At 74.1% G+C, this 14,602-nt stretch carries 11 protein-coding genes and 1 pseudogene; 9 read left to right on the top strand and 3 right to left on the bottom strand.

Annotated features, from left to right (window positions below; genetic code table 11):
- Nucleotides 1-83 precede the first annotated feature (83 nt).
- The 3 genes from OG617_RS04795 to OG617_RS04785 are packed head-to-tail and all read right to left on the bottom strand — an operon-like array spanning nucleotide 84 to nucleotide 2,723.
- Nucleotides 84-770 (bottom strand): TVP38/TMEM64 family protein, encoded by a 687-nt coding sequence (locus tag OG617_RS04795; protein ID WP_405099019.1) that lies wholly within the window; start codon nucleotides 768-770, stop codon nucleotides 84-86.
- Nucleotides 767-1,486 (bottom strand): type 1 glutamine amidotransferase, encoded by a 720-nt coding sequence (locus tag OG617_RS04790; RefSeq protein WP_396682898.1) that lies wholly within the window; start codon nucleotides 1,484-1,486, stop codon nucleotides 767-769. The genes OG617_RS04795 and OG617_RS04790 overlap by 4 nt, the downstream gene beginning before the upstream one ends.
- Nucleotides 1,476-2,723 (bottom strand): MurT ligase domain-containing protein, encoded by a 1,248-nt coding sequence (locus OG617_RS04785; RefSeq protein WP_405104108.1) that lies wholly within the window; start codon nucleotides 2,721-2,723, stop codon nucleotides 1,476-1,478. The genes OG617_RS04790 and OG617_RS04785 overlap by 11 nt, the downstream gene beginning before the upstream one ends.
- A 355-nt stretch (nucleotides 2,724-3,078) precedes the next feature.
- Between OG617_RS04785 and mraZ the strand changes: the two genes are divergently transcribed.
- The 9 genes and pseudogenes from mraZ to murG all read left to right on the top strand — a co-directional run bounded on the left by mraZ (nucleotide 3,079) and on the right by murG (nucleotide 14,575).
- Complete coding sequence (gene mraZ, locus OG617_RS04780) at nucleotides 3,079-3,510, top strand: division/cell wall cluster transcriptional repressor MraZ (RefSeq protein WP_396682900.1); 432 nt, start codon at nucleotides 3,079-3,081, stop codon at nucleotides 3,508-3,510.
- A gap of 204 nt (nucleotides 3,511-3,714) precedes the next feature.
- Nucleotides 3,715-4,805: pseudogene (rsmH, locus tag OG617_RS04775) on the top strand (16S rRNA (cytosine(1402)-N(4))-methyltransferase RsmH).
- Nucleotides 4,802-5,404 carry a hypothetical protein gene (locus tag OG617_RS04770; protein ID WP_405099016.1) on the top strand — a complete coding sequence of 201 codons (603 nt, stop codon included), beginning with the start codon at nucleotides 4,802-4,804 and terminating at the stop codon, nucleotides 5,402-5,404. Before rsmH ends, OG617_RS04770 begins: the two are co-directional and overlap by 4 nt.
- 3 nt (nucleotides 5,405-5,407) lie before the next feature.
- Nucleotides 5,408-7,636: a peptidoglycan D,D-transpeptidase FtsI family protein gene (locus OG617_RS04765; protein ID WP_405099014.1), complete on the top strand. Its 2,229-nt coding sequence runs from the start codon at nucleotides 5,408-5,410 to the stop codon at nucleotides 7,634-7,636.
- 52 nt (nucleotides 7,637-7,688) lie between these two features.
- Nucleotides 7,689-9,251, top strand: a complete 1,563-nt coding sequence (locus OG617_RS04760; RefSeq protein ID WP_405099012.1) for a UDP-N-acetylmuramoyl-L-alanyl-D-glutamate--2,6-diaminopimelate ligase — start codon at nucleotides 7,689-7,691, stop codon at nucleotides 9,249-9,251.
- Nucleotides 9,248-10,648 (top strand): UDP-N-acetylmuramoyl-tripeptide--D-alanyl-D-alanine ligase, encoded by a 1,401-nt coding sequence (murF, locus tag OG617_RS04755; RefSeq protein ID WP_405099010.1) that lies wholly within the window; start codon nucleotides 9,248-9,250, stop codon nucleotides 10,646-10,648. Before OG617_RS04760 ends, murF begins: the two co-directional genes overlap by 4 nt.
- Nucleotides 10,645-11,778 carry a phospho-N-acetylmuramoyl-pentapeptide-transferase gene (gene mraY / locus OG617_RS04750; RefSeq protein WP_405099008.1) on the top strand — a complete coding sequence of 378 codons (1,134 nt, stop codon included), beginning with the start codon at nucleotides 10,645-10,647 and terminating at the stop codon, nucleotides 11,776-11,778. Before murF ends, mraY begins: the two co-directional genes overlap by 4 nt.
- Nucleotides 11,779-12,062: 284 nt before the next feature.
- Nucleotides 12,063-13,469: an FtsW/RodA/SpoVE family cell cycle protein gene (locus OG617_RS04745; protein ID WP_405104107.1), complete on the top strand. Its 1,407-nt coding sequence runs from the start codon at nucleotides 12,063-12,065 to the stop codon at nucleotides 13,467-13,469.
- A complete protein-coding gene (gene murG / locus OG617_RS04740; RefSeq protein WP_405099006.1) occupies nucleotides 13,469-14,575 on the top strand; it encodes an undecaprenyldiphospho-muramoylpentapeptide beta-N-acetylglucosaminyltransferase in 1,107 nt (368 codons plus the stop codon). The genes OG617_RS04745 and murG overlap by 1 nt, the downstream gene beginning before the upstream one ends.
- The last annotated feature ends 27 nt before the right edge of the window (nucleotides 14,576-14,602 follow it).

Below are 14,602 nucleotides of genomic sequence, written 5' to 3'. Positions count from 1 at the left end.
AGTTCCTGGAATGAGTGGCCATTCCAGGAACTTGTGCGAGCGAGCAAACCCGCCCGGGCATGCGATGACGGTCGCTGTGCTGGTCATTTCGCGGTCTTCGCCCGCCGTCCGCGTTCGGCACGCCACCACCGGTGGACCAGCACCGCGCTGGCGATCAGGCCGAGGCTGGCGGGGGCGGCGGCGTACCAGTTGATGTCGCCCGGCGAGGTGGCCGCCGCGCCGAGCGCCGCGTAGCCGAACGCGGTGGGGGCGGAGGCGAGGACGCTACCGGCCAGGAACGGCAGCACCCGGGCCCCGGTCGTGCCGTAGCCGTAGCTGACCAGCCCGTACCCGGAGATCGGCAGCAGCCGGACCGTCGCCACCCCGAGCACGCTCTGCCGGGCGAACCAGCCGTCGAGGCGGGCCAACCGGCCGCGCACCCGCTCGGCGACGAACTGCCGTCCCAGCGCCCGGCCGACGGCGAAGCCGAGCGCCGCGGCCAGCAGCGCCGCGCCGAGCGCGTACGCGGCGCCCTCCAGCGCGCCGAAGATCGCGCCGGTGGCGAGCGTGACGAAGGTGCGGGGGACCAGGGCGACCAGCAGCAGCGCCCCGCCGACGACCGCCGCGACCGGGGCGTACCCGCCGAGGGAGTCGGCGATCCGGGGCAGCTCCGCCGTGTCGGGTCGGGGCGCCACCGGCAGCAGCGCCGCGAGCCCGGCGAGCAGGAGCAGCAGGAGGGCGAACCGGCGGGCCGACGGCTGCCGGAGCAGCAGCCGGACCGCCTGGATCATGCCCGGGCGGCGGCCACCGCGGCGCGGCGTTCGGCGCGGAGCCGGTCGGCCCAGGTGTCGTCGAGCGGCGGGAGCTGGTGCGCGCCGGTGGCCCAGCGCAGCAGCAGGTCGGCCAGGGCGGGGTTGCGGGCCAGGGCGGGGCCGTGCGAGTACGTCCCGAGCAGCTTGCCCCGCCACGCGCCCTCGGTGGCGCCGTCGTTGCCGACCCCGGTGGTCACCCGGGCCAGCGGGGACACCCCCGGGCCGAGTTGGGTCCGGCCGCCGTGGTTCTCGAAGCCGGTGAGCGCCGGCACGCCGAGCCGGGGGTCGATGTCGCCGGCCAGCTCGCCGACGGCGCGGCTCGGGCCCCGGTCGGAGGAGAGGTCGAGCAGCTCCAGCCCGGTGCACTGGACGCCCTTGGCGAAGAACGAGGTGCCGAGGAGCTGGTAGCCGGCGCAGACGCCGAACACGACCGACCCCTGGGCGGCGGCCCGGTGCAGGCCGCCGTCGGCCCGCAGTCGCTGCGCGCCGAGCGCCTGTGGGCCGTCCTCGCCGCCGCCGATGAGGTAGATGTCGGCGGTGGCGGGCAGCCGCTGGTCGGAGCGGACCTCCAGCACCTCCACCGGCATCCCGCGCTGCTGCGCCCGGCGGGCCAGGATCAGCATGTTGCCCCGGTCGCCGTAGGTGGACAGCAGGTCGGGGTAGATCCAGACGATACGCAGGCTCTCAGTTGACACGGTCCAGCTCCGCTCGGATGTCCTGGAAGGCGGTGTAGTTGGCGATGACCTCCAGGCGGCCGGGTGGCACGGCCCGGACCACCTCGGCGAACGTCCGCACGTGCTGGAACGGCACCCCGTTGACATCGAGGCGGACCGCCAGGTCGTACGCCCGGTCGCCGGTGATCAGCACCTGTCGGCCGCGCAGCGGGGCGAAGTCGACGTCGAACAGCCAGGAGGTGTCCATCCCGTCGGGGTCCCGGGCGTTGATGGACAGCAGCGTCGGGGCCACGTCGGCCATCTCGAACGCCTCCAGCCAGCTCGCCGGGTTCTTCGCCAGCAGCAGCCGGATGTTGCGCCCGTCCCGGTCGACCTGGGCGTAGCGGCCGGCGACCGAGGTGACGGAGCCGAGCCGGGAGACCGCGTCGACCGGGCGTACGCCGAACTCGGCGGCGACGGCCAGGGCGGTCGCGGCGTTGCCCAGGTTGACCTTGCCGGGGAGCTGGAGGGTCACCTTGTGCCAGGCTCCGGTGGGGTCGAGCACGCCGTCGTCCTCCACCGTCCACTGTGGGCCGGGGCGGCGCAGCGGGCAGCCGCTGCACCACCACTGCTCGCCGGAGCGCTGGATGGTGTGGCCGCACTCGGGGCAGACCCACGAGTCGTCGTGCCAGCGCTGGCCGGCGCTGAACCAGGTGACGTGCGGCGGCCGGATGCCGCGGGCCGGGTCGCCGGGCGGGGTGGCGGCCCACACGACCATCGGGTCGTCGGCGTTCGCCACCACCCGCACGTCCGGGTGGTTGACCAGCGCGGCCCGCCAGAGCTGCGCCATCATGGCGACCTCCTTGGCCCGGTCGAGCTGGTCCCGGGAGAGGTTGAGCAGCGCCACCACGTGCGGCTCGGTGGCCTCCAGGACCTGGGCCAGGTAGTGCTCGTCGACCTCCAGCACCGCGTACGGGGTGCTGCCGGCCTTGGCCAGGGCCGAGGTGTGGCCGGTGGGCATGTTGGCGCCGAAGGAGTTGGTGGCCACCCGGCCGAGGACGCCGACCGCCGCGGCGGCCAGCCGGGTGGTGGTCGTCTTGCCGTTGGTGCCGGAGACGAGCGCGATGGCACGTCCGGCAGAGAGGTGGGCGAGCAGGTCCGGGTCGATCTTCAGGCCGATCCACCCGCCGATCACCGAACCGTCACCACGACCCGCGGCTCTCGACAGCGCCGCGGCGGTCCGCGACACCGAGCTGGCCACCTTCGCCCGCAGGGGCATCTTCGCGTCCGTCACCCGAGCGAGGTTACCGGACCGCCGCGCCCGCCAGATCGCCGCCGACGGCGAACCGTTCGGCCGGGGGCGTCCGGCGGACGGTCAGCGCGCGCTCGACCGGATGGAGTCGATCTATGTCGGGTAGTGGACGCCCCGGCGGGGGCGCTTCGGCCCTCCACTCCGCTCCACCCCCTCTGACGTGCGGTTTTGCGTTCGGAAACGCCGCGCCGCGCGGGTGATTCTGGTTGCAGGTGGAGGGAAGTGGAGTAGAGTGGGGCCCAATGGTGAGGCCGGTAGGGCCAACCGGCCCGGGGGGAAGCGGCGCCGCGAACGCCGCTGAAAGGGCGAGGGGGTTGGGCCGATGTTTCTCGGCACCCACACTCCGCGCCTGGACGACAAGGGCCGGTTGATCCTTCCGGCGAAGTTCCGGGATGAGCTGGCGGGGGGTGTCGTGATCACTAAAGGGCAGGATCGCTGTCTCTACGTCTTCCCGATGCCCGAGTTCCAGCGCATCGCCGACCAGTTGCGCGGGCAACCCATGACGCACAAGGCGGCCCGGGCGTACAGCCGGGTCTTCTTCGCCAGCGCGCACGACGAGGTCCCGGACAAGCAGGGCCGGGTCGTCATCCCGCCCCACCTACGGGCGTACGCCGGGCTCGACCGGGACCTGGTGGTGATCGGGGCGAGCACGCGGGTGGAGATCTGGGACAAGGCGGCCTGGGAGGCCTACCTCTCCGAGAGCGAGGACGACTTCGCCGACATCGAGGAGGGGGTGCTGCCGGGCGGTCTGTAGGGCGTGACGGCGCCCGACGTACTGCGAGATCTCCAGCCGCTTTCGAGTTCCTGGCACCCCTTCCCCGGTGCCAGGCGCACGATCTCATCGGAGGGCCGCGGCCTCCGGCGGGCGGGAGCGGATGGGGATCTGGCGGTACGACGGAGGCGTCGTGGCGACGGCAGGCGAAAAGAGAAACGGACGGTTCAACCAGTGGGGGTCGACATGGGGGAGCTTCGCGGCACGCACGTGCCTGTGCTGCTCGAGCGGTGTCTCGAGTTGCTGGCCCCCGCGCTGGACAGGGGCGACCGCACGATCCACGTCGACGCCACGCTGGGTTTGGCCGGTCACGCCGAGGCGGTGCTGGAACGGCATCCGCGCACGGTGCTGATCGGGCTGGACCGGGACACCGAGGCCCTCGCCCACGCGCGGGTCCGGCTGGCCCGGTTCGCCGACCGGGTCCACCTCGAGCACGCCGTCTACGACGAGCTGCCCGAGGTGCTGGACCGGCTCGGCTACCCGGCGATCGACGGCATCCTGTTCGACCTGGGCGTCTCCTCGCTCCAGTTGGACGCGCCCGACCGCGGGTTCGCCTACGCGCAGGACGCCCCGCTGGACATGCGGATGGACCAGACCCGGGGGGTGACCGCCGAAGAGGTGGTCAACAGCTATCCCCACCCGGACCTGGCCCGGGTGCTGCGGGTGTACGGCGAGGAGAAGTTCGCCGTGCGGGTCGCCTCGGCGATCCTCCGGGAGCGGGAGCGGGCCCGGATCACCTCGTCGGCGCGACTGGCCGAACTGGTCAGGGAGAGCATCCCGGCAGCAGCCCGACGGACGGGCGGACACCCGGCCAAGAGAACGTTTCAGGCTTTACGGATCGAGGTAAACAAGGAGCTGGCAGTGCTGGAGACGGCGCTGCCGGCTGCTCTCGACAAGCTCACCGTGGGCGGTCGCATGGTGGTCCTGTCCTACCACTCGCTGGAGGACAGGCTCACCAAGGCGGCCCTCGCCGACCGGGTCCGCAGCAAGGGCCCGGTCGACCTCCCGGTCGAACTTCCCGGTTCGGGTCCGACGTTCCGGCTGCTCAGCCGGGGCGCGGAGCTGCCCGGGGAGGCGGAGGTCGCCGCGAACCCGCGCGCCGCCTCGGTGCGCCTGCGGGCCGCGGAACGGATCGACCCGGAGGCGGAGCAGCAGGGGCGGGCCGACCGCGAACGGTACCGCCGGCGGGTCAGGGCGATGCACCAGCCGGGATCGGCGGATCCGCGGCCGGCGCCGGGCGAGGGGCAGGGACGGACGAAGAGGGGGAGGGAAGATGAACGTTGACAAGCGCGACGGCCGGGACACCGGTGTCGGGCAGCGCGCACCGCGGTCGGGGGGCCGGACCGCGGCGCAGCGGACCACGCAGACCGGGGTTCCGGCGGCGGGGGCCGCCCGGTTCGACCGGCAGGGGGAGGCTCGCGCCCGGGGGGCGCGCGAGTTCCCGACCAACGGCAGCGCCGCGCTGCGCCCGGCCGAGCGGACCAGCCCGGTGGCGACCCCGTCGCCACGGCTGCGGGTCGCTCCGCCGCCGCCGGTGTCGGTGCCGCGGGCACCCTTCGTCGCGCTGATCCTGGTGCTGGTCGTCGGCGGGGTGCTCGGCATCCTGCTGGTCAACACCAAGATCAACGAGAATTCCTTCCGGCTGGAGAGGCTCCAGCAGCAGCAGGCCAAGCTCGACGTGGACCAGCAGCAGCTGGAGAAGGAGATCGCCGACGCGAAGGCCCCCGGCAACCTCACCGCCGCCGCGAAGCGGTTGGGCATGGTCGAGGCCGAGGAGCCGGCGTACATCCGACTGCCGGACGGCCGGATCATCGGCGTGCCGCAGCCGGCCAACGGCCAGCCCTCGGTCACCAGCCAGCAGGGCGCGGGAGGCTGACCGGTGCCGCCGAGATCGGATGAACCGCGCCGGGACCCCACGGGGTCCCGGCGCGGTTCATCGCGTTCCACCAGCGGTCGGGGCGAGCCGCGTGCCGGCGAGCCCGGGGTGGGGGGCATCTCCGACGCTCGGGCGTACACCCCTCGGGGGCGGACCATCCGCGAGGAGCGCGGCGCGCTCGGTCGGCCGAGCGCCGGGGGCGCCGAGCAGCGGCGTACCCCCCGCAGCACCCGGGCCGGCGGCGACCCGTTCCGGCCGGCGTTGCAGGTGCTCGACGGCGGCCGGGTCGGCTCGACCCGCGCGGGCCGGCGGGAGGGCGTTCCGGCCGGGCGCTCCGGGGTGATCCGGACCGTCCAGCCCAGACCGGCCCGCACGCCGGCCGACGACGACGATGACGCCCCACCCCCGCCGCGCCGCCGGCCCGGCCCGCGCGCCCCGCGCCGCCCGGAGCGGCCCGCCGCCCGGCGCAAGCCGCGCAGGCCGCGCAAGCCGCCCCGGCTGGCCGACCCCCGGCGCCGGCTGCGCCTGGGCACCCTGCTCGTCCTCGTGCTGTTCGCCACCATCGGCATCCGGCTGGTCTTCCTCCAGGCGATCGACACCCCGGCGTACGCCGGCGGCGGGCTGGCCGACCGGCTGACCGGGGTCGACCTGCCCGCCCCCCGGGGAGCCATCTACGACCGCACCGGAGCCCCGCTGGCGCACAGCGTCGAGGCCCGGTACGTCTTCGCCGACCCCACCCGGGTCAAGGACCGCCCGGCGACCGCCCGGGCGCTCTCGCCCCTGCTCGGCCTGCCCGCCTCCGACCTGGCCGGGCGGATGAAGCCGCGCACCCTGGAGAACGGCAGCGCCTCCCAGTTCGAGTACCTGGCGCGCGGGGTCGACATCTCCACCGCGAAGAAGATCATGGCGCTGGAGCTGGCCGGCATCGGCGTGCACCGCGACGAGCGGCGCGAGGTGCCCGGCGGCGACCTGGCCGCCAACCTGCTCGGCTTCACCAGCCAGGACATGGTCGGCCTGGAGGGCCTGGAGGCCCGCTACGACGACCTGCTGCGCGGCGAGAACGGCCGCCGGGTGTACGAGGCCGGGCAGGGCGACCTGGGCGCCCCCATCCCGGGCGGCTACAGCCGCACCACCCCGGCCAAGCCGGGCAGCTCGCTGGAGCTGACCATCCTCCGGGACCTCCAGTTCAAGGCGCAGCAGGTGCTGAAGGACCAGACGGACAAGGCCCAGGGCAGCGTCGGCGCGGTCGTCGTGCTCGACGCGCCCACCGGCGAGGTGCTGGCCCAGACCAGCCACCCCACCTACAACGCCGCGAAGCACGAGGAGAGCGCCCCCACCGACCGGGAGGACGCCGCGAGCAGCTTCGTGGTCGACCCCGGCTCGATCCACAAGGCGATCACCTTCGGAGCCGCGCTCCAGGAGGGCGTCGTCACGCCCGACACCGCGCTGCCGATCGCCAACACCATCCGCAAGGGCGACACGGTCTTCCGCGACACCCACCCGGCCAACGGGCAGAAGATGAGCCTCGCCGGGATGCTGGCGTACTCGTCGAACGTCGGCACCATCGAGATCGCCGACAAGCTCGGCCGGGACCGGCTGATCGACTACCAGAAGCGCTTCGGGCTCGGCCAGCGCACCGAGGAGGGCATGCCGGGCGAGGCCAGTGGCCGGCTGCTCCCCGCCGACCAGTGGAGCGGGTCGTCGGAGGGGTCGGTGCCGATCGGGCACAGCGTCGACGCCACGCCGCTGCAGATGGCCGCCGCGTACGGGGCGATCGCCAACAACGGCACCTACGTCCAGCCGCACCTGATCAAAGAGGTGATCAGCGGGAAGGACGGCAGCCGGACCCCGGGCAAGGCGCCGGTCACCCGCTCGGTGCTCAGCCCGCAGAACGCGGCGGCGCTGCGCACCCTGCTCCAGGCGGTCACCACGGTCGACGGGGCCACCGGGCTCGCCGCGGCGGTGCCCGGCTACCAGGTGGCCGGCAAGACCGGCACCGGCCTGCGCTACGTCGACGGCAAGCAGCAGCCCGGCGAGGTCGGCTCGTTCATCGGGATGGCCCCGGCGGACAATCCGCGGTTCGTGGTGGCGGTCTTCGTGTGGAGCCCGGAGGGCGGCGGCGGGGCGGTCGCCGCGCCGGCCTTCCGCGAGATCATGGGCTTCACGCTCAGCCGGTACCGGGTTCCCCCGTCGTCGGCCAAGCCGCCCAAGTTCGAGGTCTTTCCGCGCTGACCAGGAGCGGGGGGACATCATCGGTGAGTGGGGACGAACCGCCGGGGCGGCTGTGCGGTCGGGACCGGACGACCGGGTAGGGTCTGACGCCGTGCCCGGCAATCCACGCCCCCGTACCGTGACCGGACTCCGGCTCGGCGATCTCGCCGACCGGCTCGCCGTCGAGCCGCCGTCAGGCGCCGCCGACGTCGCCGTGACCGGGGTGACCCACGCCAGCCAGGAGGTCCGCCCCGGCGACCTGTACGCCGCGCTGCCCGGCGCCCGCCGCCACGGCGCGGAGTTCGCCGCCGGCGCGGCGGCGGCGGGCGCGGTGGCCGCCCTGACCGACCCGGCCGGCGCCCCGGCGGTGGCCGCGGCGGGCCTGCCCGCGCTGGTGGTGCCCGACCCCCGCGCGGTGCTCGGCGCCCTCGCCTCCGCCGTCTACGGCGACCCCACCGCCGGGCTGACCGTCATCGGGATCACCGGCACGGCCGGCAAGACCTCCACCGCCTACCTCGTCGAGTCGGGGCTGCGCGCCGCCGGCCACGTGACCGGGCTGATCGGCACGGTGGAGACCCGGCTGGGCGACCTGGCGATCGACAGTGTGCGGACCACCCCGGAGGCCACCGACCTGCACGCCATGCTCGCCGCCGCCCGGGAGCGCGGGGTGACCGCGCTGGTCATGGAGGTCTCCAGCCACGCCCTGGCGATGGGCCGGGTCGGCGGGGTGCGGTTCACCGTGGGCGGGTACACGAACTTCGGCTCCGATCACCTGGACTTCCACGCCGACTCGGCGGACTACTTCGCCGCGAAGGCCCAGCTGTTCGACGGGCGCTGCGCGGTCGAGGTGCTCAACCACGACGACCCGGCCCTGCGCCCGCTGTTCAAGCCCGCCACGGTCAGCTACTCGGCCGCCGGCGACCCGACCGCCACCTGGTACGCCGGCGACGTCGACGGCGAGGGCTACGCCCAGCGGTTCACCGCGCACGGCCCCGACGGGCTGACCGTGCCGGCCAGGGTGGCGCTGCCCGGGCGGCACAACGTGGCCAACGCCCTGCTGGCCATCGCCGTGCTGGTCGCCGCCGGGGTGGACGCGGAGACCGCCGCCACCGGGGTGGCCGCCTGCGGCGGGGTCCCCGGCCGGCTGGAGCTGGTCTCCACGGCCGGCCCGGTGCGCGGGGTGGTCGACTACGCGCACAAGACGGACGCGATCGTGGCCGCCCTGGCCGCGCTGCGCGAACTGAGCGCCGGGCGGCTGATCTGCGTCATCGGCGCCGGCGGCGACCGGGACCGGGGCAAGCGGCCGGTGATGGGCGCCGCCGCCGCGCAGGGGGCCGACGTGGTGCTGGTGACCGACGACAACCCGCGCACCGAGGACCCGGGCGCGATCCGGGCGGAGGTGCTGGCCGGGGCGTACGGGACCGGCGCGCCGGCCCGGATCGTCGAGGTGGCCGGCCGCCGGGCGGCGATCGACGAGGCGGTCCGGCTGGCCGCCCCGGGCGACGTGGTGGCCGTGCTCGGCAAGGGCCACGAGCGCGGGCAGGAGATCGGCGGCGAGGTGCTGCCGTTCGACGACCGGACCGAGCTGGCCGACGCGCTGCGCGCCCGCTTCGGCGACCTGGCGGGTCAGCGGTGATCCCGCTGACGTTGGCCGAGGTGGCCGGGGCGGTCGACGGCCGACTGTTCGCCGCCGACCCGGCCGCCCGGGTGACCGGCCCGGTCGAGTTCGACTCGCGCAAGGTGTCCGCCGGGACGCTGTTCGTGGCGTTCCCCGGGGAGAAGGTCGACGGCCACGACTACGCCGCCGCGGCCGTCGAGGCCGGCGCGGTCGCGGTGCTCGGCACCCGGGAGGTGCCCGGGGTGCCGATGGTGCTGGTCGCCGACGCCCTGGACGCGATGGGCCGGCTGGCCCGGGCCGTGGTGGACCGGCTGCCCGAACTGACCGTGATCGGGCTGACCGGCTCGTCCGGCAAGACCACCACGAAGGACCTGATCGCCCAGCTCACCGTCCGGCTCGGCCCCACGGTGGCCCCGCCCGGGTCGTTCAACAACGAGCTGGGGCACCCGTGGACGGCGTTGCGGGCCGGACCGGACACCCGGTTCCTGGTGCTGGAGAAGGGCGCCCGGGGGGTGGGGCACGTGCGCTACCTGTGCGAGGTGGTGCCGCCCCGGATCTCCGTGGTGCTCAACGTCGGCGTGGCGCACCTCGGCGAGTTCGGCTCGGTGGAGAACATCGCGCTGGCCAAGGGGGAGCTGGTCGAGTCGCTGCCGGCCGACGGGCTGGCCGTGCTCAACGCCGACGACCCGCTCGTCGAGGCGATGGCCGGGCGCACCCGGGCCCGGGTGGTCCGCTACGGCGAGGCCGCGCACGCCGACGTCCGCGCCGAGGACGTGACCCTGGACGGGCGGGGCCGGGCGTCGTACACCCTGGTGACGCCGGAGGGGAGCGCGCCGGTGCGGCTCGGGCTGACCGGCCGGCACCAGGTCTCCAACTCGCTGGCGGCCGCTGCGGTGGCCCGGGAGCTGGGCATGCCGGTGACCGAGCTGGCCACCGCGCTGGGCGAACTGGGTCTGGTCTCCACCCGTCGGATGGACGTCTTCGAGCGCCCCGACGGCGTGACGGTGATTGATGATTCGTACAACGCGAACCCGGCGTCGATGGCGGTGGCGCTGCGGGCGCTGGCCGGCATGCGCGGCGGGGGGCGCGCGCTCGCGGTGCTCGGCTACATGGCCGAGCTGGGGCCGTACGAACGGGACGGGCATCTGGAGGTCGGCCGGCTCGCGGCCGGGCTGGGGGTGGACCGGCTGCTCGTGGTGGGCGAGCCGGCGGCGCCGATCCATGAGGGCGCGACAGCGGTAGAGGACTGGGGAGGAGAGTCGGTGCTGCTCACCGATCAGGCGGCGGCCGTCGAGGTGCTGCGGGGCGAACTACGGCCGGGTGACGTCGTCCTGGTGAAGGGCTCCCGGTACCGCACCTGGGAGGTGGCCGACGCGCTGCGCGTCGACGCCACGGGCGAGGGGGCCGCCGCATGAGGGCGGTGATCATCGCCATCGGGGTGGCGTTCCTCGTCTCGCTGTTCTGCACCCCGATCGCGATCAAGGTGTTCACCCGGCTCAAGGCCGGCCAGCCGATCCGGGCCGAGGGCCCGGCCATGCACCAGACCAAGAAGGGCACGCCGACGATGGGCGGCGTGGTCTTCATCCTGGCCACCGTCATCGCGTACGTCGCGGGGCACCTGGCCCTGACCACCCTGCCGGACGCGCAGATCGCCCAGGTCGAGCCGACGATCACCGCCCTGTTCCTGCTGGGCCTCATGGTGTTCTCCGGGGCGGTCGGCTTCATCGACGACTTCCTCAAGGTCCGCAAGCGGCACAGCGGCGGGCTCAACAAGCGGGGCAAGCTGGCCGGGCAGATCCTCGTCGGCGCGCTCTTCGGCGTCGTCGCGCTGTACTTCCCGAGCAGCATGACCGACGCCAGCGGCGCGGCCACCAACACCGAGACGGTGGGTGCCAGCACGCTGAGCTTCATCCGGGACATCCCCGCCCTGGACGTCAGCAAGATCGGCGCGGTGGTCATCTTCATCTTCGTGGTGATGGCGGCGACCAACGGCGTGAACCTCACCGACGGCCTCGACGGCCTCGCCACCGGCGCGTCGGTGATGGTCCTCGCGGCGTACGCGCTGATCGCGTTCTGGCAGTACCGGCACTGGTGCGCCGACCCGGCGTACACGGCGAACCCGAACAACTACTGCTACACCGTCCGGGATCCGTTGGAGATCGCGCTGATCGCCGGGGCGGCGGCCGGGGCCTGCGTCGGCTTCCTGTGGTGGAACACCTCGCCGGCCCGGATCTTCATGGGCGACACCGGGGCGCTCGGGCTGGGCGGCCTGATCGCCGGCATGGCGATGTCCACCCGGACCATCCTGCTGCTGCCGATCATCGGCGGGCTGTTCGTGATCATCACGATGTCGGTGGTCATCCAGATCATCTCGTTCCGCACCACCGGCAAGCGGGTGTTCCGGATGTCGCCCCTGCAGCACCACTTCGAGCTCGCCGGCTGGAGCGAGGTCAACATCGTGGTCCGGTTCTGGATCATCGCCGGGATCGGGGTGGCCATCGCGCTGGGGCTGTTCTACAGCGACTTCCTGGCCGCGATGGGCTGAGTAGCCCCGCAGCCGCCCGCCGCCACGCGGCGGCCCGCGGCTCCCGAGGCGTCCGGAGGGTCCCCTGCGATAGCAGGGGGCCCTCCTTTTCGTCGGTCCGACACGCCGACCACGGCGTTCGGCGGGAACGGGCCGGTCGCATTCGCCATGATGGGCGGGTGGGGGAGGACCGAGGTACCGGCACGACGACAACCGACACGTCTCCGAGGCGGGCGGCGGGGGGTGGGCGTACCGCCGATCCGCCGGCTCCGGCGCGGGGGTTCGGCCTGGACGCCGCGGGCGGGCTGGCGGCGCTGCGCGGCCTGCTGGCCCGGCCGCTGGCCTCGTACTACCTGCTGATCTCCAGCGCCAGCCTGCTGCTGGTGATCGGCCTGACCATGGTCTTCTCGGCCACCAGCGTGATGAACTACGCCGAGCAGGGCAACGCCTTCGCCGACCTCACCCAGCAGGCCATCTTCGCGGTGATCGGCGTGGTGGCGTTCTGGGTCTGCCAGCGGCTGCCGGCGAGCACCTACCGCTCGGTCGCCCGGGTCGCGCTCGGGATCGCGGTGGGGTTGCTGCTGGTGCTCAACCTGCTGCTCGCCCTGAACTCGTTCTTCGGGGTGAAGCGGATCGGGCCCCTGGAGGCGAACCTGCTCTGGCTGTTCGTCGGCGGCATCCAGCTCCAGCCGTCCGAGCTGGCGAAGTTCGCGCTGGTGCTCTGGGGGGCCGACGTGCTGGCCCGCAAGGGCGTCCGGCTCGGCTGGTGGAAGGAACTGGCCACCCCGCTGTTCCCGGTGGTCGGGCTGCTGTTCGTGCTGGTCGGCTACAACGACGTCGGCACCATGCTCTGCCTGCTCGCCCTGGTCGTCGGGCTGCTCTGGGCGGCCGGGGTGCGGGCCAAGGTCTTCGCGGTGCTGTCGGTGATCGGGCTGGTCGGCATCGGCCTGCTGATCGCCGCCGCCTCGCTCGGTGCCGGCTCTGGGACCAAGGGACAGGAGAACTACCGGCTGGCCCGGCTGACCGTCTTCATCAACCCGCCCGACCCGGCGAAGTGCTTCGAGACCTGGTGCTACCAGCCGGTCCAGGCCCGCAACGCCATCGAGCACGGCGGCTGGTTCGGCGTCGGGCTGGGCAAGAGCAGCCTCAAGTTCGGCTGGCTGCCCGAGGCGCACAACGACTTCATCTTCGCCGTGCTCGCCGAGGAGCTGGGCGTCGTCGGCTGCGTGGTGTTGATCACCCTGTTCGCGGTGCTCGGCTACACCGGCCTGCGGATCGCCCGGCGGGTGGAGGACCCGTTCCGCCGGCTCGCCGCGGCCGGGGCGACCACCTGGCTGGTCGGCCAGGCGATCATCAACATCGGCGGGGTCATCGGCCTGATGCCGATGACCGGCGTTCCGCTGCCGTTCATCTCCGACGGCGGAAGCGCCCTGGTGGTGACCCTGGCGGCGATCGGGATGCTGGCCTCGTTCGCCCGCGCGGAACCCGACGCGGCCCGAGCCCTGCATGCCCGTCCGCCCGCCCGATGGGTCCGACTACTCTGGGCCCCGTTGCCGCCGCTTCCCGGCCGGCGCCGCCGACCGGCGCCGCCACCGCCGGACCGTGGGTCCGTACCCCGGTCCCGGGCGCGGCGCGAGGACGACCAGGCCGCATCCCGCGGCGCCCGGCCCGACCGGGCCCGGGGCGGGACGGCGAGCGAGAGGAGACGCTGATGGGTCCGCTGCGTTCGGTGGTGCTCTGCGGAGGGGGCACGGGTGGCCACATCTACCCGCTGCTCGCCTTCGCCGACTGCCTGCGCCGACACGACCCGGGCGTCCGGATCACCTGCCTCGGCACGCCGAAGGGCCTGGAGAACGAGCTGATCCCGCCGGCCGGCTACGACCTGCGGCAGATCCCGGCGTACCAGCTTCCCCGGTCGGTCAACATGAGCCTGGTCCGCACCCCGGACCGGATGTGGAAGGCGGCCCGCGCGGCGGGCAAGGTGATCGACGAGGTCCGGGCCGACGTGGTCGTGGGCTTCGGCGGGTACGTCTCGGTGCCCGGCTACCTCGCCGCCTGGCGGCGCGAGCTGCCGATCGTCATCCACGAGGTCAACGTGCCGCCGGGGGTGGCCAACCGGCTCGGCATGAAGTTCACCGACAACGTGGCCGTGGGCTTCCCGCACCAGCCGGCGCAGGCCGAGGCGCTGCGCGACGCCCGGGTCGTCGGCGTGCCGCTGCGCCGGGGCATCGCGGGGCTGGACCGGGCCGCCAACGCCGCCGCCGCCCGCGCCCACTTCGGACTCCGCCCCGACCTGCCGGTGCTCTTCGTCGCCGGCGGCTCGCAGGGCGCCCGTTCCATCAACCTCGCGGTGGCCGGGGCGGCCAAGGAACTGGCCCGGCACGGGGTGCAGGTGCTGCACGTGATGGGCGCCCGCAACGAGCCCGTGCCGATCCCCACCGACCTGCCGGTGCCGTACGTGACCCTGCCGTACCTGTCCCAGATGGAGATCGGCTACGCCGCCGCCGACCTGATGCTCGGCCGGGGCGGGGCGATGACCTGCGCCGAGGTCGCCGCGATCGGCCTGCCCACCGTCTACGTGCCGTACCCGCACAGCAACCAGGAGCAGAAGCGCAACGCGCTGCCCGTGGTGGACGCCGGCGGCGGGCTGCTCGTCGACGACGCCGAGCTGACCCCGGCCTGGGTGGAGCGCACCATCATCCCGCTGATCCGCGACCCGCACCGGCTCGCCGCGATGGGTGCCGCCGCGGCGGGCTACGGGCGGCGCGACGGCGACGAGGCGCTGCTGAACTTCGTCTACGAGGCGGTGGCCCGTTGACCGGGCCGACCGTCGAGACCGGAAGGT

The sequence above is a fragment of the Micromonospora sp. NBC_01412 genome (assembly GCF_045040215.1).
In the GTDB taxonomy this organism is placed as follows: Bacteria; Actinomycetota; Actinomycetes; order Mycobacteriales; family Micromonosporaceae; genus Micromonospora; species Micromonospora rubida.
This window is presented reverse-complemented; position numbering and strand designations above follow the sequence as displayed.